Genomic DNA, 13,296 nt, shown 5'->3' with positions numbered 1-13,296 from the left:
CACCGTATCCTGGATCAGTCGTGGGCCTTTCACGGGCGCGTCGCGAGCCGCGAGCAGGTGCAGATAGAGCTATCGTTCGAGCCGCACCGGATGTGGGTCGATCTGTTTCTCGGCTGGTGGGGCTATGGCTTCGCGTCCTGGCGCCGACGGGCGGGCGCGGACGATACCCTCGCCTTCACCTGCGAACTCGGACCCAAGCCGTACGCGATCATCGACCGCGACGGCAACGACACGACAGACCGCTGGGCGGAATCGCTGCTGCTGCAGGACATGATCCGCAAGGTGTGGGCAGATGTTCAACGCGACGTTCGACCAACGGACCACGCAAATCGCGAACGACAAACGCCTCAGCAAAGGAATGCAGTATGAAGACACAAGCGGCCATCGCATGGAAGGCCGGCGCGCCGCCGACGATCGAGGAAGTCGATCTCGAAGGCCCGTCGGTACGCTGAAGAAGGGCGATCACGTGATTCCGCTCTACGCGCCCGAGTGCCGGCAGTGCAAGTTCTGCCTGTCGCGCAAGACGAACCTCTGCCAGGCGATCCGCTCGGTCGTGTTGTACCAGGCCGCGCGCTGACCGTCTCGCTTTGCTTGAACAGCCAGGTGTCAGTTCGCTGGTGGCTCCACCTGCTAGCGATTTATCCCATGAAGTGTTGAGTGGGCGATATGAGCCCAGTGCTCATATCGTTTTTCTTCGCGTAGTACCGCGACTGACCGAAATACGACCGATTGCAGCCCATTGATCGCAGCTTGAAAGGGGCTGAAATGGGTCGATTACGGAAGCTCGCCAGTCAACGGGGCCGCAGTGCATGCCGATGCCGGGCGAACTTCCGTGCCCGGCCACAACCGGTCAGTCGCACCCTTCTAAGCCCAGAGAAACTATTGCCCCCCGGCGTGTCAACCCTGTACACTGCGCCAAATGGAAACGAGTTCCCTCTCTCTCGCGTCGGTTGCCGCACCGTTCAGCTTGCACAAGCCGTGCAGCGGCGCGCCCGCGCCTGTCGTTTCCAAAGCCAAAAAACAGTCGCACGTCTGACCGGTGCGCTGTGCCGTCGGACGCGCGACGGGACAGCACCAAGCGTCTTTCTCTTGCCCCTCCCGGCGCCTCCCTCGGATTCGATTCGGTCTCGTTACGAGGTGAAGCAATGTCGATTTTCTCCGGTATTTGGATCCCACTGATCACGCCGTTTCAAGCGGGCGCGATCGACCATCGTGCGCTTGCCGCGCTCGTCGGCCGCTATCGGGAAGCGGGTGTAGCGGGTTTTGCCGCGCTCGGCACGACGGGCGAGCCGGCCGCGATGTCGGACGAAGAACAGGACGCCGCGATCGCGACGATTCTTCGCGCGGCGGAGGGACTACCGGTTATCGTAGGCGTGCCGGGCAACCAAACGGTCGCGGTACGCGAGCGCGTCTTGCGTGTGGGCGAGTTGCCGATTAACGGCGTGATGATCACGGCACCGTATTACATCCGCCCATCCCAAGCCGGCATCGTCGATTATTTCTCGACGATGGCCGAAGCGAGTGCAAAGCCCATCGTCATCTACGACATCCCCTATCGGACGGGCGTGCGCATGGAACTCGAAACTTTGCTCACGCTCGCCGCCCATCCCCGCATCCAAGCGATCAAGGATTGCGCCGGCTCGCTCGAGACGACCCTAGCGTTGATTCTCGATGGACGGCTCAAGGTGCTAACGGGCAACGACGACGCGATGTTCGCGTCGATGTGCATGGGCGGCGCAGGCGCCATTGCGGCGACGGCTCATCTGCGTACCGAACGTTTCGTCGAGATGCACCGTGCGTTGGCGCGCGGCGATCTCGAGCAAGGCCGCACGATTTATCACGAACTAGCGCCGCTGTTGCGCGCATTGGTATCCGAGCCGAACCCCGCGCCGGTGAAGGCCGCGCTCGCCGCCGAAGGACGCATTGCGAACGAACTGCGTTCGCCGATGACCCGCGCAAGCGATGCGCTCACTCGTGAGCTGGCTGCGTTGTTAGCGGCCTGAATGCGGGCGCGGCCGGCGGCGGGAGCTGCGCATCGAGCTCCGTCGTCAGGCTGTAACCTTCATCGAGCCAGCCCGCGATACCGCCGATCATCACCTTCACGGGCCGCCCTAATTTGGCCAAGCGTATCGCGCCGCGCGTCGCGCCATTGCAGTGCGGCCCGGCGCAATAGGTGACGAAGATCGTCTCGGGCGCGTACTGCGCGAGCTTCGAGGCGATGATCTTGCCATGCGGGAGATTGATCGCGCCGGGTACGTGGCCGGCGGCGTAAAGCGAGGGGCTTCGGACGTCGAGCAGCACGAAATCGCCTTGGCCTTTGACGACGAGTGCGTCGTACACATCGGCACAATCCGTTTCGAAGCGCAGGGACGACTCGAAATGGGCGAGCGCTTGCTCGCTCGGGGCCGGTGCGATGGCGGTGACGGCGGAGGAAGGACGCATGAATGCCTCACGTGGTAAGTCCCGAAGGTCGAGACGGTTGAAAGCGTGAAGACATTGTCGCGATTTACCGGTGCGCCGGGCAGTGGCGCAATCGACAAGATCCGGTAACATCGCGCCATGCCCTCTCATCTTGTCGTCGCCGTCGCTTACGACCGGCTCTGCACCTTCGAATTCGGCTGTGTCGTCGAACTGTTCGCGTTGCCGCGTCCCGAACTCGGCATCGAATGGTACCGCTTCGCCGTTTGCGCGGCCGAGGCGGGCCCGATTCGGGCAGCGGGCGGCGTGACGCTGTCCGCGCCTCATGGCATCAAGCTGCTCGATCGTGCCGATACCATCGTGATCCCGGGCTGGCGCGATGCGGACGAGCCGCCGCCGGAACCGTTGCTGCGCAAGTTGCGCGCGGCGGCCGAGCGTGGCGCAAGGCTCTGCTCGATTTGCTCGGGGGTATTCGTGCTGGCGGCGGCGGGCCTGCTCGACGGGAAATCCGTGACCACGCACTGGCGCTATGCGGAAAAACTGCAAGCACGCTATCCCTCGCTACGCGTGGCTCCGGATGCGCTTTATGTCGACGAAGGCAACATCGTGACGTCGGCCGGATCCGCAGCCGGGCTCGATATGCTGCTGCACCTCGTGCGGCGCGATCATGGCGGTGCAATCGCGAACCGCGTCGCACAACGGCTCGTCGTCCCGCCGCATCGCGACGGCGGACAGGCGCAGTTCGTCCCGCGCCCGATGCCGCCGGAAGACGACGGCGGGCGGTTGGCTCGCTTGATCGATTGGATGCGGGCACACGCCGCGTCGCCGCATACCGTCGAATCGCTGGCGCAGCGGGCGTCGATGAGCGCCAGGACGTTGCAGCGGCGCTTTCGCGAGGCGACGGGGTGGGGGCCCTACGAATGGTTGATTCGGGAACGCATTGCGTTGGCGAAAGACATGCTCGAAACACGGCCGCGCTTGTCGATCGGCGCCATTGCAGAGCGGGCGGGCTTCGGTTCGGAGGAATCGATGCGGCGCCACTTCCGCCGCATCGCGATGACGAGCCCCGCGGCTTATCGACAGCAATTTACTCGGGCGGGTACGGCGCGTTGAGCGAATGATCGCCGTAGATCGCTCAGGCAATAGCCGCCAAGGCCTGCTTGATATTGCCGATGACACTGTCCCATTCGCCAAGCGTGGGCTGGCGAAACAACCGTGCACTCGGATACCACGGCGTGTCCTCGCGTTCAAGCATCCAACGCCAGCACGTATCGAGCCGATTCAAGATCCACACGGGCTTGTTCATCGCACCGGCTAAATGGGCCGTGGAGGTGTCGACGGATATCACGAGGTCGAGATTGTCGACAAGCGCCGCCGTATCGGCGAAATCGTGCAATGCGTCGGTCCAGTCGACGATGCGGCGAGCCGTCTCATGGCGTTCGCGCATCGCACTCAGTTGCCGCACGGCTTTGTCGCCCTTTTGCAGGCTGAACCATTGCACGCCCGGCACGTCGAGCATCGGCGCGAAGCGCTCGATGTCGAGCGAGCGTCGCGCATCGTTCTTTCGCAATTCCGGCACGTGCGGACGGTGGCCGCCGGCCCAGACCAAACCGACCTTCAATGCTTCGCGCGGCGCGGCGGCCTCGATGCGCGCCTTCCACTGCGCCGACGCTTCGCGGTCGGCGAACAAGTACGGCGTTTCTGCAGGTATCGTATCGACCACGGTGCGCATCGCCAGCGGCAGGCTCAAGAGCGGGCAGTGATAATCGAACGCCGGCAGCGGCTCGCCGGCCGTGACGAGTGCCGCCACGCCCTCTAAGCCCGTTAGAAGACGGGTCAGTTCGGGTTGCACCTCGAGTACGACACGAGCGCCTTGCTTAGCCACGAGGGCGGCATACCGGCAAAACTGCAAGGTATCGCCGAGACCTTGTTCGGCGTGCAGCAAAATCGTCTTGCCGTCGAGCGAAGCGTCGCCGAGCCACAGGGGGGCGTCGAACGTGCGCCGGCTCGGCGCGATGCGTTGGCGTTGCCAGCGCCATTCGTATTCGGCGAAGCCGGCGGCGAGATCGCCCATCTGCAGCAAGCACAGCGCGCGATTCCAATGCGTTTCGGCGGAATCGGGAGCGAGCGTCAAGGCACGCTCGTAACAGGCGAGTGCATCGGCATGCCGATTCATATCGACGAACGTCAGGCCGAGGTTGTTCCAGGCATCGGCAAACGCCGACGATGCGGCCAGCGCGCGCTCGTAACTGTCCTTCGCTTCGAGCGGCCGATTCAGATCGGAGAGGGCGTTGGCGCGGTTGCTCCATGCCTCGGCGTAATTCGGGCGCAGCGCGAGCGCTTTGTCGCAACTGGCGAGCGCCTCCTCGGCCAAGCCGAGATCGCGCAGCGCGCAACTCCGGTTGCTCCATGCCTCGGGAAAATCGGGTTTGGCCGCGAGGAGTTGGTCGAAATTGGCGAGGGCTTCGTCGGGGCGATGGGCGCCCGCGAGCGCCACGCCGCAGTTGTTCAATGCATCGACGAAGCCGCTCTTGAGCGCGAGTGCGCGATTGGCCGCCGCGAGCGCCGCCTCGTGACGGCCCAGCGCATTCAATGCGAATGCCAAGTTCGAATGCACCGCGGCTTGCCGGCTGTCGATTTCCAGCGCGCGAGTCAGAAACTGAACGCCTTCCTCGTAGCGCTTCGCTTGCAGCGCCAATGCACCGAGTAGTTGAAGCGCATCGAAGTGGCGCGGGCGCAACGCCAGGATCTCTCGGTAGGCTGTTTCGGCTTCGGCGAGCGCGCCGTTTTGCTGAAGCTCGACGGCTTCGCGAAGCAGGTTCTCGAGATGGCGCGGACTGCCGGGCTTGCTCATAACTGAATTGGCGGCGAAACGAAGGGCCGGACGAGAGCGCAATGCCTCTGTCCGGCGCAGGGTATACGGCCCCTGATTATCGCCGATGCGGCCGCGCTAGGCGAAGTCCTGCCGCATCCGACGCGTTGCACGCGTTAAATCGAGCGCACATCCACGGTGGGCGTCTGGCCGAACGCGTCCGAGAGCAGATACGCCGCGAACTGGGCCGCGGCATGTTCGGGCGAGGCCAACTGCCCCGAGCGCTTCATCTCGGCGAAGCGGTCGCGCATCGGGAAGCGCGCTTCGTCGGCACCGCGAATCTGGCCTTGCATCTCCGTATCGACGACGCCCGGCGCCACACTTGCCACACGCAACCCACGCTCGCCATCGAGCGCGGCGGCGCGAGCATGGTGATCCAACGCCGCCTTCGTCGCGCAATAGATGTTCCATCCTGCGTACGGATTGCGGCCCGCGCCGCTCGAGACATGAGCGATCCGCCGATCGGGCACATCGGCCGTAGCGGCCGAGAATGCCCCGCACAGCATCAGCGGCGCGGCGACGTTCAACGCGACCGCGCGAGCGATGTCGGCGGGCGCCTGCACGCCGCAGGGGCCGATCGGTCCGATCGTGCCCGCGTTGTTGACGAGCAAGGCGCGCTCGGCCCCGCGCAGGAAGTTGGCGAGCGTATCGCCCGCGAGCCACTGCGCGAGCTTATCCGTGTCGGACAAGTCGAGTTCGACTTGCGCGAAGCGGCCCGGCAAGGCAGCCGCATCCGCATCCGCATCCGCATCCGCAGCCGCATCGGCATCCGCATCCGCATCCGCATCGGCCGTCTGTGCTCGACGCGACCGCGCGAGGCCGAGCACGTCGACGCCTTGCGCGCGCAGCGCATCGACAAGCGCCGCGCCAAGACCGCGCGTGTGCCCGGTTACGATGGCCTTCGTCACGAGAGGAGCAGTGGCAGCCATATTGCCTCAAGCCGTTTCGAGCGTCGGGTAGTCGACGTAGCCTGCGGGCCCCGCGGCGTAGTACGTCTCGGGGTTCGGTTTGTTCAGCTCGGCATCGAGCTTGAAGCGCGTCGGCAGATCGGGGTTGGCGATGAACAATTGGCCCCATGCCACGGCATCGGCTTCGCCCGCGTCGAGCGTGTGCTGCGCGGTGTCTTTCGTGAATTTTTCGTTCGCGATGTAGACGCCGCCGAACGCTTGTTTCAGTTGCGGGCCGAGGCGGTTTTCGCCGAGCGATTCGCGCGCGCAGATAAAAGCGATCTTGCGCTTGCCGAGTTCGCGTGCCACGTAACCGAACGTCTCGGCCGGATTCGAATCGCCCATCGTATGCGCATCGCCGCGCGGCGCGAGGTGCACGCCGACACGTCCGGCGCCCCAGACGGAGATGCATTCGTCGACGATCTCGAGCAAAAGACGTGCGCGATTTTCGATGGAGCCGCCGTAGGCGTCGGTGCGCCGGTTCGTGCTGTCTTGCAGGAACTGGTCGAGCAGATAGCCGTTCGCGCCGTGCACTTCCACGCCGTCGAAGCCTGCGGCTTTGGCGTTTTCGGCGCCTTTGCGGAAGGCGGCGACGACCTCGCCGATCTCGTCGAGTTCAAGCGCGCGCGGGGTGACGAAGGGACGTTGCGGCCGCACGTGGCTCACATGGCCGCCGGCTGCGATGGCGCTCGGGGCGACGGGCAACGCGCCGTCCAGGAAGATCGGGTCGGAGATTCGGCCGACGTGCCACAACTGCAGGAAAATGCGGCCGCCCTCGGCATGCACGGCGTCGGTCACGAGTTTCCATCCGGCCACTTGCTCGTCCGACCAGATGCCGGGGGTGGCGGCATAGCCGACGCCTTGCGGCGTCACCGACGTCGCTTCCGTCAGAATCAGGCCGGCCGATGCGCGCTCGGCGTAGTACTGCGCCATCAATGCGTTCGGCAGACGCTCGTCGCCGGCGCGCTGGCGCGTGAGCGGAGCCATGATGATGCGATTGGGCAAAGTCAAATCGCCGACGACGAGCGGATCGAACAGAGTAGGCATGGCAAGTTTTCCTCATAGGCGCGGCGCACAGGGTGGCGCCGCCGCGGTGTACAGCGTGAGTGCAGTTCAAGGCACTGCGGATGAACGTTCGGGCGTGCTCGTGCCTTAGAGTTCGTCGCGCAGCGAAGCGAGAAACGCTTCAATGACGGCTTCGTTTCGCTTGAAAAAGCTCCATTGGCCGATCCGGTTCACCGTCACGAGCCCCGCCGCTTGCAGCGTGGCCAGGTGGGCCGACACGGTCGACTGCGATAAACCGCAGCGCGCGTTGATCTGCCCGGCGCATACGCCGCAATCGAGCGGTAACTCTTGCTCGGGGAAGTAGGCGCCCGGCTCCTTGAGCCACGCGAGAATTTCGCGTCGCACAGGGTTGGCTAGGGCCTTGTGGATGGCGTCGATGTCGATCGTCATTGCAAGCGGTTCGGACGTTTCGCCCCTGCACGCGGCATGCGTGGAGCGTCAAGCGAATCGTCAGTGGCAGAATCATATATCGTTTTTTGACGATATGTGTAAGACCACGTTGGCTAAGGGGGTGCATGATCACCGGGTTCATGCCGCGGCAGCGGCTCAAGGTCGAGGTTGAACTGGGCAGGCTTGTCATCACGCATGCTTGACGACTGAAGGCAGGCAGTGAGCCGGGCCACTGAACCGGATCACTCCCCGCACTTCCGTTGGTCCTAATTTTTCCTCTGCGGCAGCGACGACGGCGGTACGCAATCAAAATAACTCGATTCAACTGCGGTCCGGCGGCGTTCGGCACAGATCGCCAACAGCCTACCGCTCATATCAAAGCCCGTATCAAGACATGCGCAACGATAAAACAATGATTTTGGCCGAGGGAGAACGAAAGTTCATATCGGCCGTGCAAGACAGCATCCGGAAGGTGGCCCCGACTCTGACCGACGATCCGACCTTACCCGACAAACTTGCCGAAGCACTCGCCGAAGCTAAAGCTGCAGGGCTAACACGCGACAAGCTACTCGCGGACTTCATCTATCTCGAAATGCAAGTCCCTGGGTTCCATCGCCACCCGTTGATTCGACGATGGCTCCGTAAGCGCGGTGCTGTCCCGGACGAGCGTTTTGCGGGTTTGATCGAGGTGCTTCGCAACAAGTCACTGCAGCTACAGGAGAACAAATAATGGCATCGACGCGTCGCTCTCGCCTCGAACAGGCGGGGCTTGCACTTTTGGGATTGCTAACTGCAGTAGGAGGCGCCGTGCGCGGGCTTGCCGACAGAGCACAGTCCGACCGAGACGGTCTCGAGTCCGACAAAGCGAAATCGAACTCGGCAGCGCGCGCCGTGCCGTTGCCTTATGAGACGCACGCGCAGTGTCCACCGCGCAAGGGCAGGCCGGTTACGAGACGATGGCACATGTCCCAAATTTCTCGCGACTACCAAGCCCGCGTTACCGGCTTTGCTCCCTTCACCGAATGGAAATTCATGAATATAGAATTCGATGGATTTCAAACAGCGGAATGCCGCCTCCAGGAGGCAAAGGCTAGGTACGATCAGTTTTTTAGTTCGAAAACAGGTCTTCCTAAACGCTTCTTCACGACACTTGGGGTCCCGCGCATGCTCAGGCAGGCACGCACTCAAAGTGATATTGCCAATATCAGTCCACCTACGCGGTTGACATGGTATTTCATGCAGCCAATTTCTCACAAGTATTTTTCTAACGTTTTCGTTGAGGAAAAGCTTGCCATTGAATCTTTACTTTATCCATGAAATGAACATTTTTCTAGCGTTCCAGCTTTTTCAACAACCGACTCTTCCGTCACGAGAGAAGCATCTTCAGACCATCTGGAGAATCGCCCAATTGTTCGAACCGTTCGGTCTTCCAATCGAAATTTGGCATCCGGCAGCCCCTACGCGGAAGAAGTCCCTTGCGCACCCGGCATTCGACGGTAACGGGCCAACGCCTACCGCGCTCGAACTCCTTCGGGTGGAGGACGAGAGGCATGGAATGATTGACTATCGGAGAACTGGCGTATGGAGCGGAAGCGAGAAAGGAAGGGGCGGTGTGCTGTCTGTTTCGTTTTCATCTAATCCTGATATGCCGATCTGTCTGTTTGACCTGCAATTTGACGAAGTCGAGGCTCTCGATAACGCGAGAAACATGCAGCAACTCATGCTCGGTCTACGAGGCATATGCCCTCGCGCCTTCTACATCGAAGTCGGCCCGCTGCGGTATTTCTCCACGTACCGGGTGTTCCCCAAGAGACCGGGGGCAGGCTGGATGCTGTATCTTCCACAAGCGATCCAGAGCGAGCAACTCCCCGAGGCGGCTGAACTGGTGCCCGTCATGGAAGGCGATAAACAGATTGGAACGATCATCGTAAGCGTCTCAGACAGCGCTTTCTCCGCCGACAATCCGGATCACGTCAAAATCGCGAATTCGATCGAAATCCGATTGGCGGACCAAGATCTTTTACCTCGATAGCGGTGCCGCTGAGGCCGGAGCTGCGCGCAGTCAACTTATGCGTTTGGTGCCGGTGAAGGGGCGGTACCGGCCGCTGGTGCGCAACATGCGTGTACGCTACAATCCATGCCTACCATTCTCTCACCCATCGAATCGGAATTCGCTACGGCCGAAGAGGCCGATGCGCACGACCGCTGGTTCTGTGCGGAGGTGGAGGCTGCGCTGAGCGAGGCCGATGCGCCTGGCGCGGTGTTTGTTCCCCATGACGAAGTGATGGCCGACATGGAGGCCATCATCCACGAGGCAGAACGCCGACTTGCAGCTAAACGGTCCTGACGGCCCGACCCAGCCGACTTGACCGGATAACGCTGATGCTGCCTATTGTCTGGCTTCACGCCGCACGCCGTAATCTTGCGGCGATCCTCGGCTTCATCGCCGAACACAATCCTGCTCCGCGCGTCGTATTGCGAGCCTCATCGAGGACTCGGTGTTGCGCAATGACGGCGCTCTTCGCCAGCTTGCCGATTGTTCAATCGCTCGAGTTCAGTCTGCACGATCATTGGTGGAATTCGATGTTAAATCTTGAATTTGTAGTGCAATCCACTGCTATCAATTAAATGATGTCGGCAATTAGCCGAAAATCGCTCCACATCCGGCGAGAGAATGTCTTCTTCCAAACACATCGCACGATCGAGAGGTTGCCGTGGTCTCCGCTAACTTGCTAGTTACCTTCATCCTGGCGCTCGTCGTCGTCTACGCCATTCCCGGCCCCGACATGGCGTTGATTCTTCAAACCAGCATTGCGCGGGGCACCCGCAAGGGATTGACGGCGGCCGCTGGGCTTGCCGTGTCTCGCGCAACGCATGTGACGCTTTCCGCCTGTGGGGTGGCGGCGCTGCTCAAAGCCGCGCCTTGGCTCTACGAGATCGTCCGCTACGGTGGTGCCGCTTATCTCGCGTACATCGCGATTCAAATCTTTCGCTCGCCGGTCTTCGCCTTGAAGCCGGAGAGCGGGGCGGCCGCCACGGGGGACGAAGGCGGCGCGCTGCGGCAGACCTTCGTCAAAGGCCTGCTCACCAACCTGCTCAATCCGAAAGCGCTGTTGTTCTGCTCGGTGCTGTTGCCGCAATTCATTCGCCCGGGCGCGGGGCCCGTGGCCTTCCAAGTGACCGAACTCGGCGTGATCTTGGTGATACTCGGTGCCTTGTTCGATACGCTCTACGCGGTCGGCGCGGCACGGATCTCGGGTGTGCTGCGCAAGTATCCGCTCGCGCAGACGTTGCAGCGCTGGACTTTTTCCGCCGCCTTGATCGGTTTCGCGCTGCGTCTTTCGCTCGATTGAAAGCGGGCGGCGGCGGGCCTCAAAAAAACGACGACGGGCCGCCGCCAAGCTGAACGAGCATCGGCATTCGAACGCGTTCGACTTAGGACGTGCGCCCCAGATAATCGAACTTGCCGAGTTCGACGCCGTTGTGGCGCAAGATCGCGTAGGCGGTCGTCAAATGGAAGTAGAAGTTCGGCAGCGCGAAGTGAAGTAGATAGACCTGTCCGACGAACTCATGCTTGCCGCTCGGCACCGTGAGCGTCACCGTCCGCGATTCGCTCCCTTCCAATTTCGCCGCATCGAAGCCTTGCAAATAGGCGATCGTTTTGTCGATGCGCGCGTACAGCTCGTCGAAGGTCGCTTCGACGTCTTCGTATTTAGGCGGCTCGACGCCCGCTAGGCGGGAAATGCAGAACTTGGCCGCGTCCGATGCGATTTGCACCTGCCGGGTCAGCGGGTGCATGTCCGGATACAGACGGCTCGACAACAAAATGGACGGCTCGAAGTGCTTCGTCAGTGCATGATCGTGCGCCTTTTGCAGCACGGCGCGCAGGTTCGTGAGCCCGCGCGTGAAGACGGGTACTGAAGCATCGTAAATGGACAGGGACATTTCGCGTTCTTCCTTCGTATTGTGCAAATCGTGTTGTGCCGATCGAGTTCCCGCTGCCGGGCCGAACGAGGCGGCCCGGCAGCATGAGCACCGCTCGCGCGACGCTGCGCGCGCCATGATATGCCGATGTGCTCAGGTTTGCTCGCGGTGCATGCGAGGGCGTAGGGAAACCGCTTGGCCGAACGGCCAATCTCGCACTAACCAACTGCCTGCGCGGCCGTCGATGCACTACACTTCGAGCAGTCGTCCGACGATTGCGTTTTCGTCTCGCCGGCGGCGCGCGTCGCCCGGCCGGCGCGGCTGCGCAAGGCGCATGGAACTGGACGGTCGGGGCCGGTGTCGGAGCTTTTTCGCGTACCTACTGCGTGAGGAGCGTCATCAATGACCAAAGCGAGACAGCAGCTTGCGGGAAGCGAGCGTGCAGCCGTCCAGGATTCGACGTGCGTCGGGCCGGTCGGCCCGAACGAGAGATTGCGTGTCGTCGTCGCTCTGCGGCGGCGAGCGGCGGGGGAGTTGGAAGCGTTTGCGCAGCGCACCGCGCGCGGCGAGCATGCCGAGCCGCTGTCGCGGGAAGACTTCGCGCAGCGCTTCAATGTCGCGCCGGAAGATTTCGCCAAGCTGGAGGCGTTCGCGCGCGAGTACCAGCTCAGCATCGACCGCTGCGACATGAGCGCCGCGAAAGTCGTGCTGTCCGGCACGGCCGAACATTTCCAAGCGGCGTTCGGCGTCGAGCTTTCCCACTACGAGCACCCCACGCTCGGCCGGTTTCGCGGGCGTACCGGTTCGATCACGATCCCAGCCGATTTGGCCGATGTCGTCACGGCCGTCCTCGGCCTCGACGATCGCCCGCAAGCGCGGCCGCATTTCAGGCTCCGCCCCGCGCACGGGCCGATCATGACGCGAGCGGCGGCGCAAGCGTTCACGCCCGTGCAGCTTGCCCAACTCTATGAGTTTCCCGATAGCGACGGCGCGGGCCAATGCATCGGGCTAATAGAACTGGGCGGCGGTTATGCCGATTCCGATCTCTCGGCTTACTTCGGTAGCCTAGGCGTGCCGGCGCCACAGGTCGTCTCGGTGCCGGTAGACGGCGCGGACAATCGCCCCACGGGCGACCCGAGCAGTGCCGACGGTGAAGTGACGCTCGATATCGAAATCGCCGGTGCGATTGCGCCGAAAGCAAAGATCGCCGTCTATTTCGCGCCGAACAGCGACGCGGGCTTCATCGATGCCGTCACGCAAGCGCTACACGATACGGCTAACAAACCCTCGGTATTGTCGATCAGTTGGGGCGGGCCGGAGAGCGCGTGGACGGATCAGGCGGTCGCGAGCTTCAACGATGCGCTGCAATCGGCCGTCGCGCTGGGCGTGACGATCTGTGCGGCGGCTGGCGACAGCGGCTCGAGCGACGGGGCGCCCGACGGCAACGATCATGTCGATTTCCCGGCGTCGAGCCCGTATGTTCTGGCCTGCGGCGGAACGCACGTGACGGCCAGCGCCGGCAGCGGAACGATTACGCGGGAGGTGGTCTGGAACGACGGCGATAACGGTGGGGCGACCGGCGGCGGCGTCAGTGCGCGGTTCGCCTTGCCCGCTTGGCAAGAAGGGCTGAAGGCGGCACGCCTTGGCGCGGCGCCTGTGTCGCTGGCCAATCGCGGCGTG

14 protein-coding genes and 2 pseudogenes are annotated in these 13,296 nt (G+C 62.8%); 10 read left to right on the top strand and 6 right to left on the bottom strand.

What is annotated here, in order from left to right:
• The 3 genes and pseudogenes from ACTHN9_RS24320 to dapA all read left to right on the top strand — a co-directional run.
• Positions 1 to 369 (top strand): annotated as a pseudogene (locus tag ACTHN9_RS24320) (sugar phosphate isomerase/epimerase); the annotation flags it as partial.
• Positions 366 to 550: pseudogene (locus ACTHN9_RS24315) on the top strand (S-(hydroxymethyl)glutathione dehydrogenase); the annotation flags it as partial. The pseudogenes ACTHN9_RS24320 and ACTHN9_RS24315, both read left to right, overlap by 4 nt.
• A gap of 595 nt (positions 551 to 1,145) precedes the next feature.
• Positions 1,146 to 2,003: a 4-hydroxy-tetrahydrodipicolinate synthase gene (gene dapA, locus ACTHN9_RS24310; protein ID WP_440539374.1), complete on the top strand. Its 858-nt coding sequence runs from the start codon at positions 1,146 to 1,148 to the stop codon at positions 2,001 to 2,003.
• Here dapA and ACTHN9_RS24305 read toward each other — a convergent pair.
• The gene (locus tag ACTHN9_RS24305; protein ID WP_440539373.1) at positions 1,969 to 2,442 is read right to left on the bottom strand and encodes a rhodanese-like domain-containing protein; all 474 of its coding nucleotides are present in this window, start codon (positions 2,440 to 2,442) and stop codon (positions 1,969 to 1,971) included. The genes dapA and ACTHN9_RS24305 overlap by 35 nt on opposite strands.
• Before the next feature lie 117 nt (positions 2,443 to 2,559).
• Between ACTHN9_RS24305 and ftrA the strand changes: the two genes are divergently transcribed.
• A complete protein-coding gene (gene ftrA, locus ACTHN9_RS24300; RefSeq protein WP_440539372.1) occupies positions 2,560 to 3,531 on the top strand; it encodes a transcriptional regulator FtrA in 972 nt (323 codons plus the stop codon).
• 22 nt (positions 3,532 to 3,553) lie between these two features.
• On the opposite strand, the gene ACTHN9_RS24295 is transcribed toward ftrA, so the two are convergent.
• The 4 genes from ACTHN9_RS24295 to ACTHN9_RS24280 form a co-directional block, all read right to left on the bottom strand.
• On the bottom strand, positions 3,554 to 5,272 hold the full coding sequence (locus ACTHN9_RS24295) for a tetratricopeptide repeat protein (RefSeq protein WP_440539371.1): 1,719 nt from the start codon (positions 5,270 to 5,272) through the stop codon (positions 3,554 to 3,556).
• 134 nt (positions 5,273 to 5,406) lie between these two features.
• The gene (locus ACTHN9_RS24290; RefSeq protein ID WP_440539370.1) at positions 5,407 to 6,219 is read right to left on the bottom strand and encodes an SDR family oxidoreductase; all 813 of its coding nucleotides are present in this window, start codon (positions 6,217 to 6,219) and stop codon (positions 5,407 to 5,409) included.
• Between the two features lie 6 nt (positions 6,220 to 6,225).
• Entirely contained in the window at positions 6,226 to 7,284 is a 1,059-nt protein-coding gene (locus ACTHN9_RS24285) for an alkene reductase (RefSeq protein ID WP_440539369.1), read from the bottom strand.
• Between the two features lie 105 nt (positions 7,285 to 7,389).
• The gene (locus ACTHN9_RS24280; protein WP_440539368.1) at positions 7,390 to 7,692 is read right to left on the bottom strand and encodes an ArsR/SmtB family transcription factor; all 303 of its coding nucleotides are present in this window, start codon (positions 7,690 to 7,692) and stop codon (positions 7,390 to 7,392) included.
• Positions 7,693 to 8,104: 412 nt separating this feature from the next.
• Between ACTHN9_RS24280 and ACTHN9_RS24275 the strand changes: the two genes are divergently transcribed.
• The 5 genes from ACTHN9_RS24275 to ACTHN9_RS24255 all read left to right on the top strand — a co-directional run bounded on the left by ACTHN9_RS24275 (position 8,105) and on the right by ACTHN9_RS24255 (position 11,045).
• Complete coding sequence (locus ACTHN9_RS24275; protein WP_440539367.1) at positions 8,105 to 8,422, top strand: hypothetical protein; 318 nt, start codon at positions 8,105 to 8,107, stop codon at positions 8,420 to 8,422.
• Positions 8,422 to 9,009, top strand: a complete 588-nt coding sequence (locus tag ACTHN9_RS24270; protein WP_440539366.1) for a restriction endonuclease fold toxin 5 domain-containing protein — start codon at positions 8,422 to 8,424, stop codon at positions 9,007 to 9,009. The genes ACTHN9_RS24275 and ACTHN9_RS24270 overlap by 1 nt, the downstream gene beginning before the upstream one ends.
• On the top strand, positions 8,987 to 9,724 hold the full coding sequence (locus tag ACTHN9_RS24265; RefSeq protein ID WP_440539365.1) for an Imm52 family immunity protein: 738 nt from the start codon (positions 8,987 to 8,989) through the stop codon (positions 9,722 to 9,724). The genes ACTHN9_RS24270 and ACTHN9_RS24265 overlap by 23 nt, the downstream gene beginning before the upstream one ends.
• A 105-nt stretch (positions 9,725 to 9,829) precedes the next feature.
• Entirely contained in the window at positions 9,830 to 10,039 is a 210-nt protein-coding gene (gene relB, locus ACTHN9_RS24260) for a type II toxin-antitoxin system RelB family antitoxin (protein WP_440539364.1), read from the top strand.
• A gap of 367 nt (positions 10,040 to 10,406) precedes the next feature.
• Entirely contained in the window at positions 10,407 to 11,045 is a 639-nt protein-coding gene (locus ACTHN9_RS24255) for a LysE family translocator (RefSeq protein ID WP_440539363.1), read from the top strand.
• A gap of 82 nt (positions 11,046 to 11,127) precedes the next feature.
• Here the strand turns inward: ACTHN9_RS24255 and ACTHN9_RS24250 are convergent, their stop codons facing one another.
• Entirely contained in the window at positions 11,128 to 11,637 is a 510-nt protein-coding gene (locus ACTHN9_RS24250) for a DUF1993 domain-containing protein (protein WP_440539362.1), read from the bottom strand.
• Positions 11,638 to 12,018: 381 nt separating this feature from the next.
• Between ACTHN9_RS24250 and ACTHN9_RS24245 the strand changes: the two genes are divergently transcribed.
• The coding region (locus tag ACTHN9_RS24245) for a S53 family peptidase (protein ID WP_440539361.1) at positions 12,019 to 13,296 on the top strand (1,278 nt) is incomplete at its 3' end.

Source organism: Trinickia sp., assembly GCF_051953405.1.
Taxonomy (GTDB): Bacteria; Pseudomonadota; Gammaproteobacteria; order Burkholderiales; family Burkholderiaceae; genus Trinickia.
Note: the sequence above shows the minus strand (reverse complement) of the source record. Positions and strands in the feature narration are given on the sequence as shown.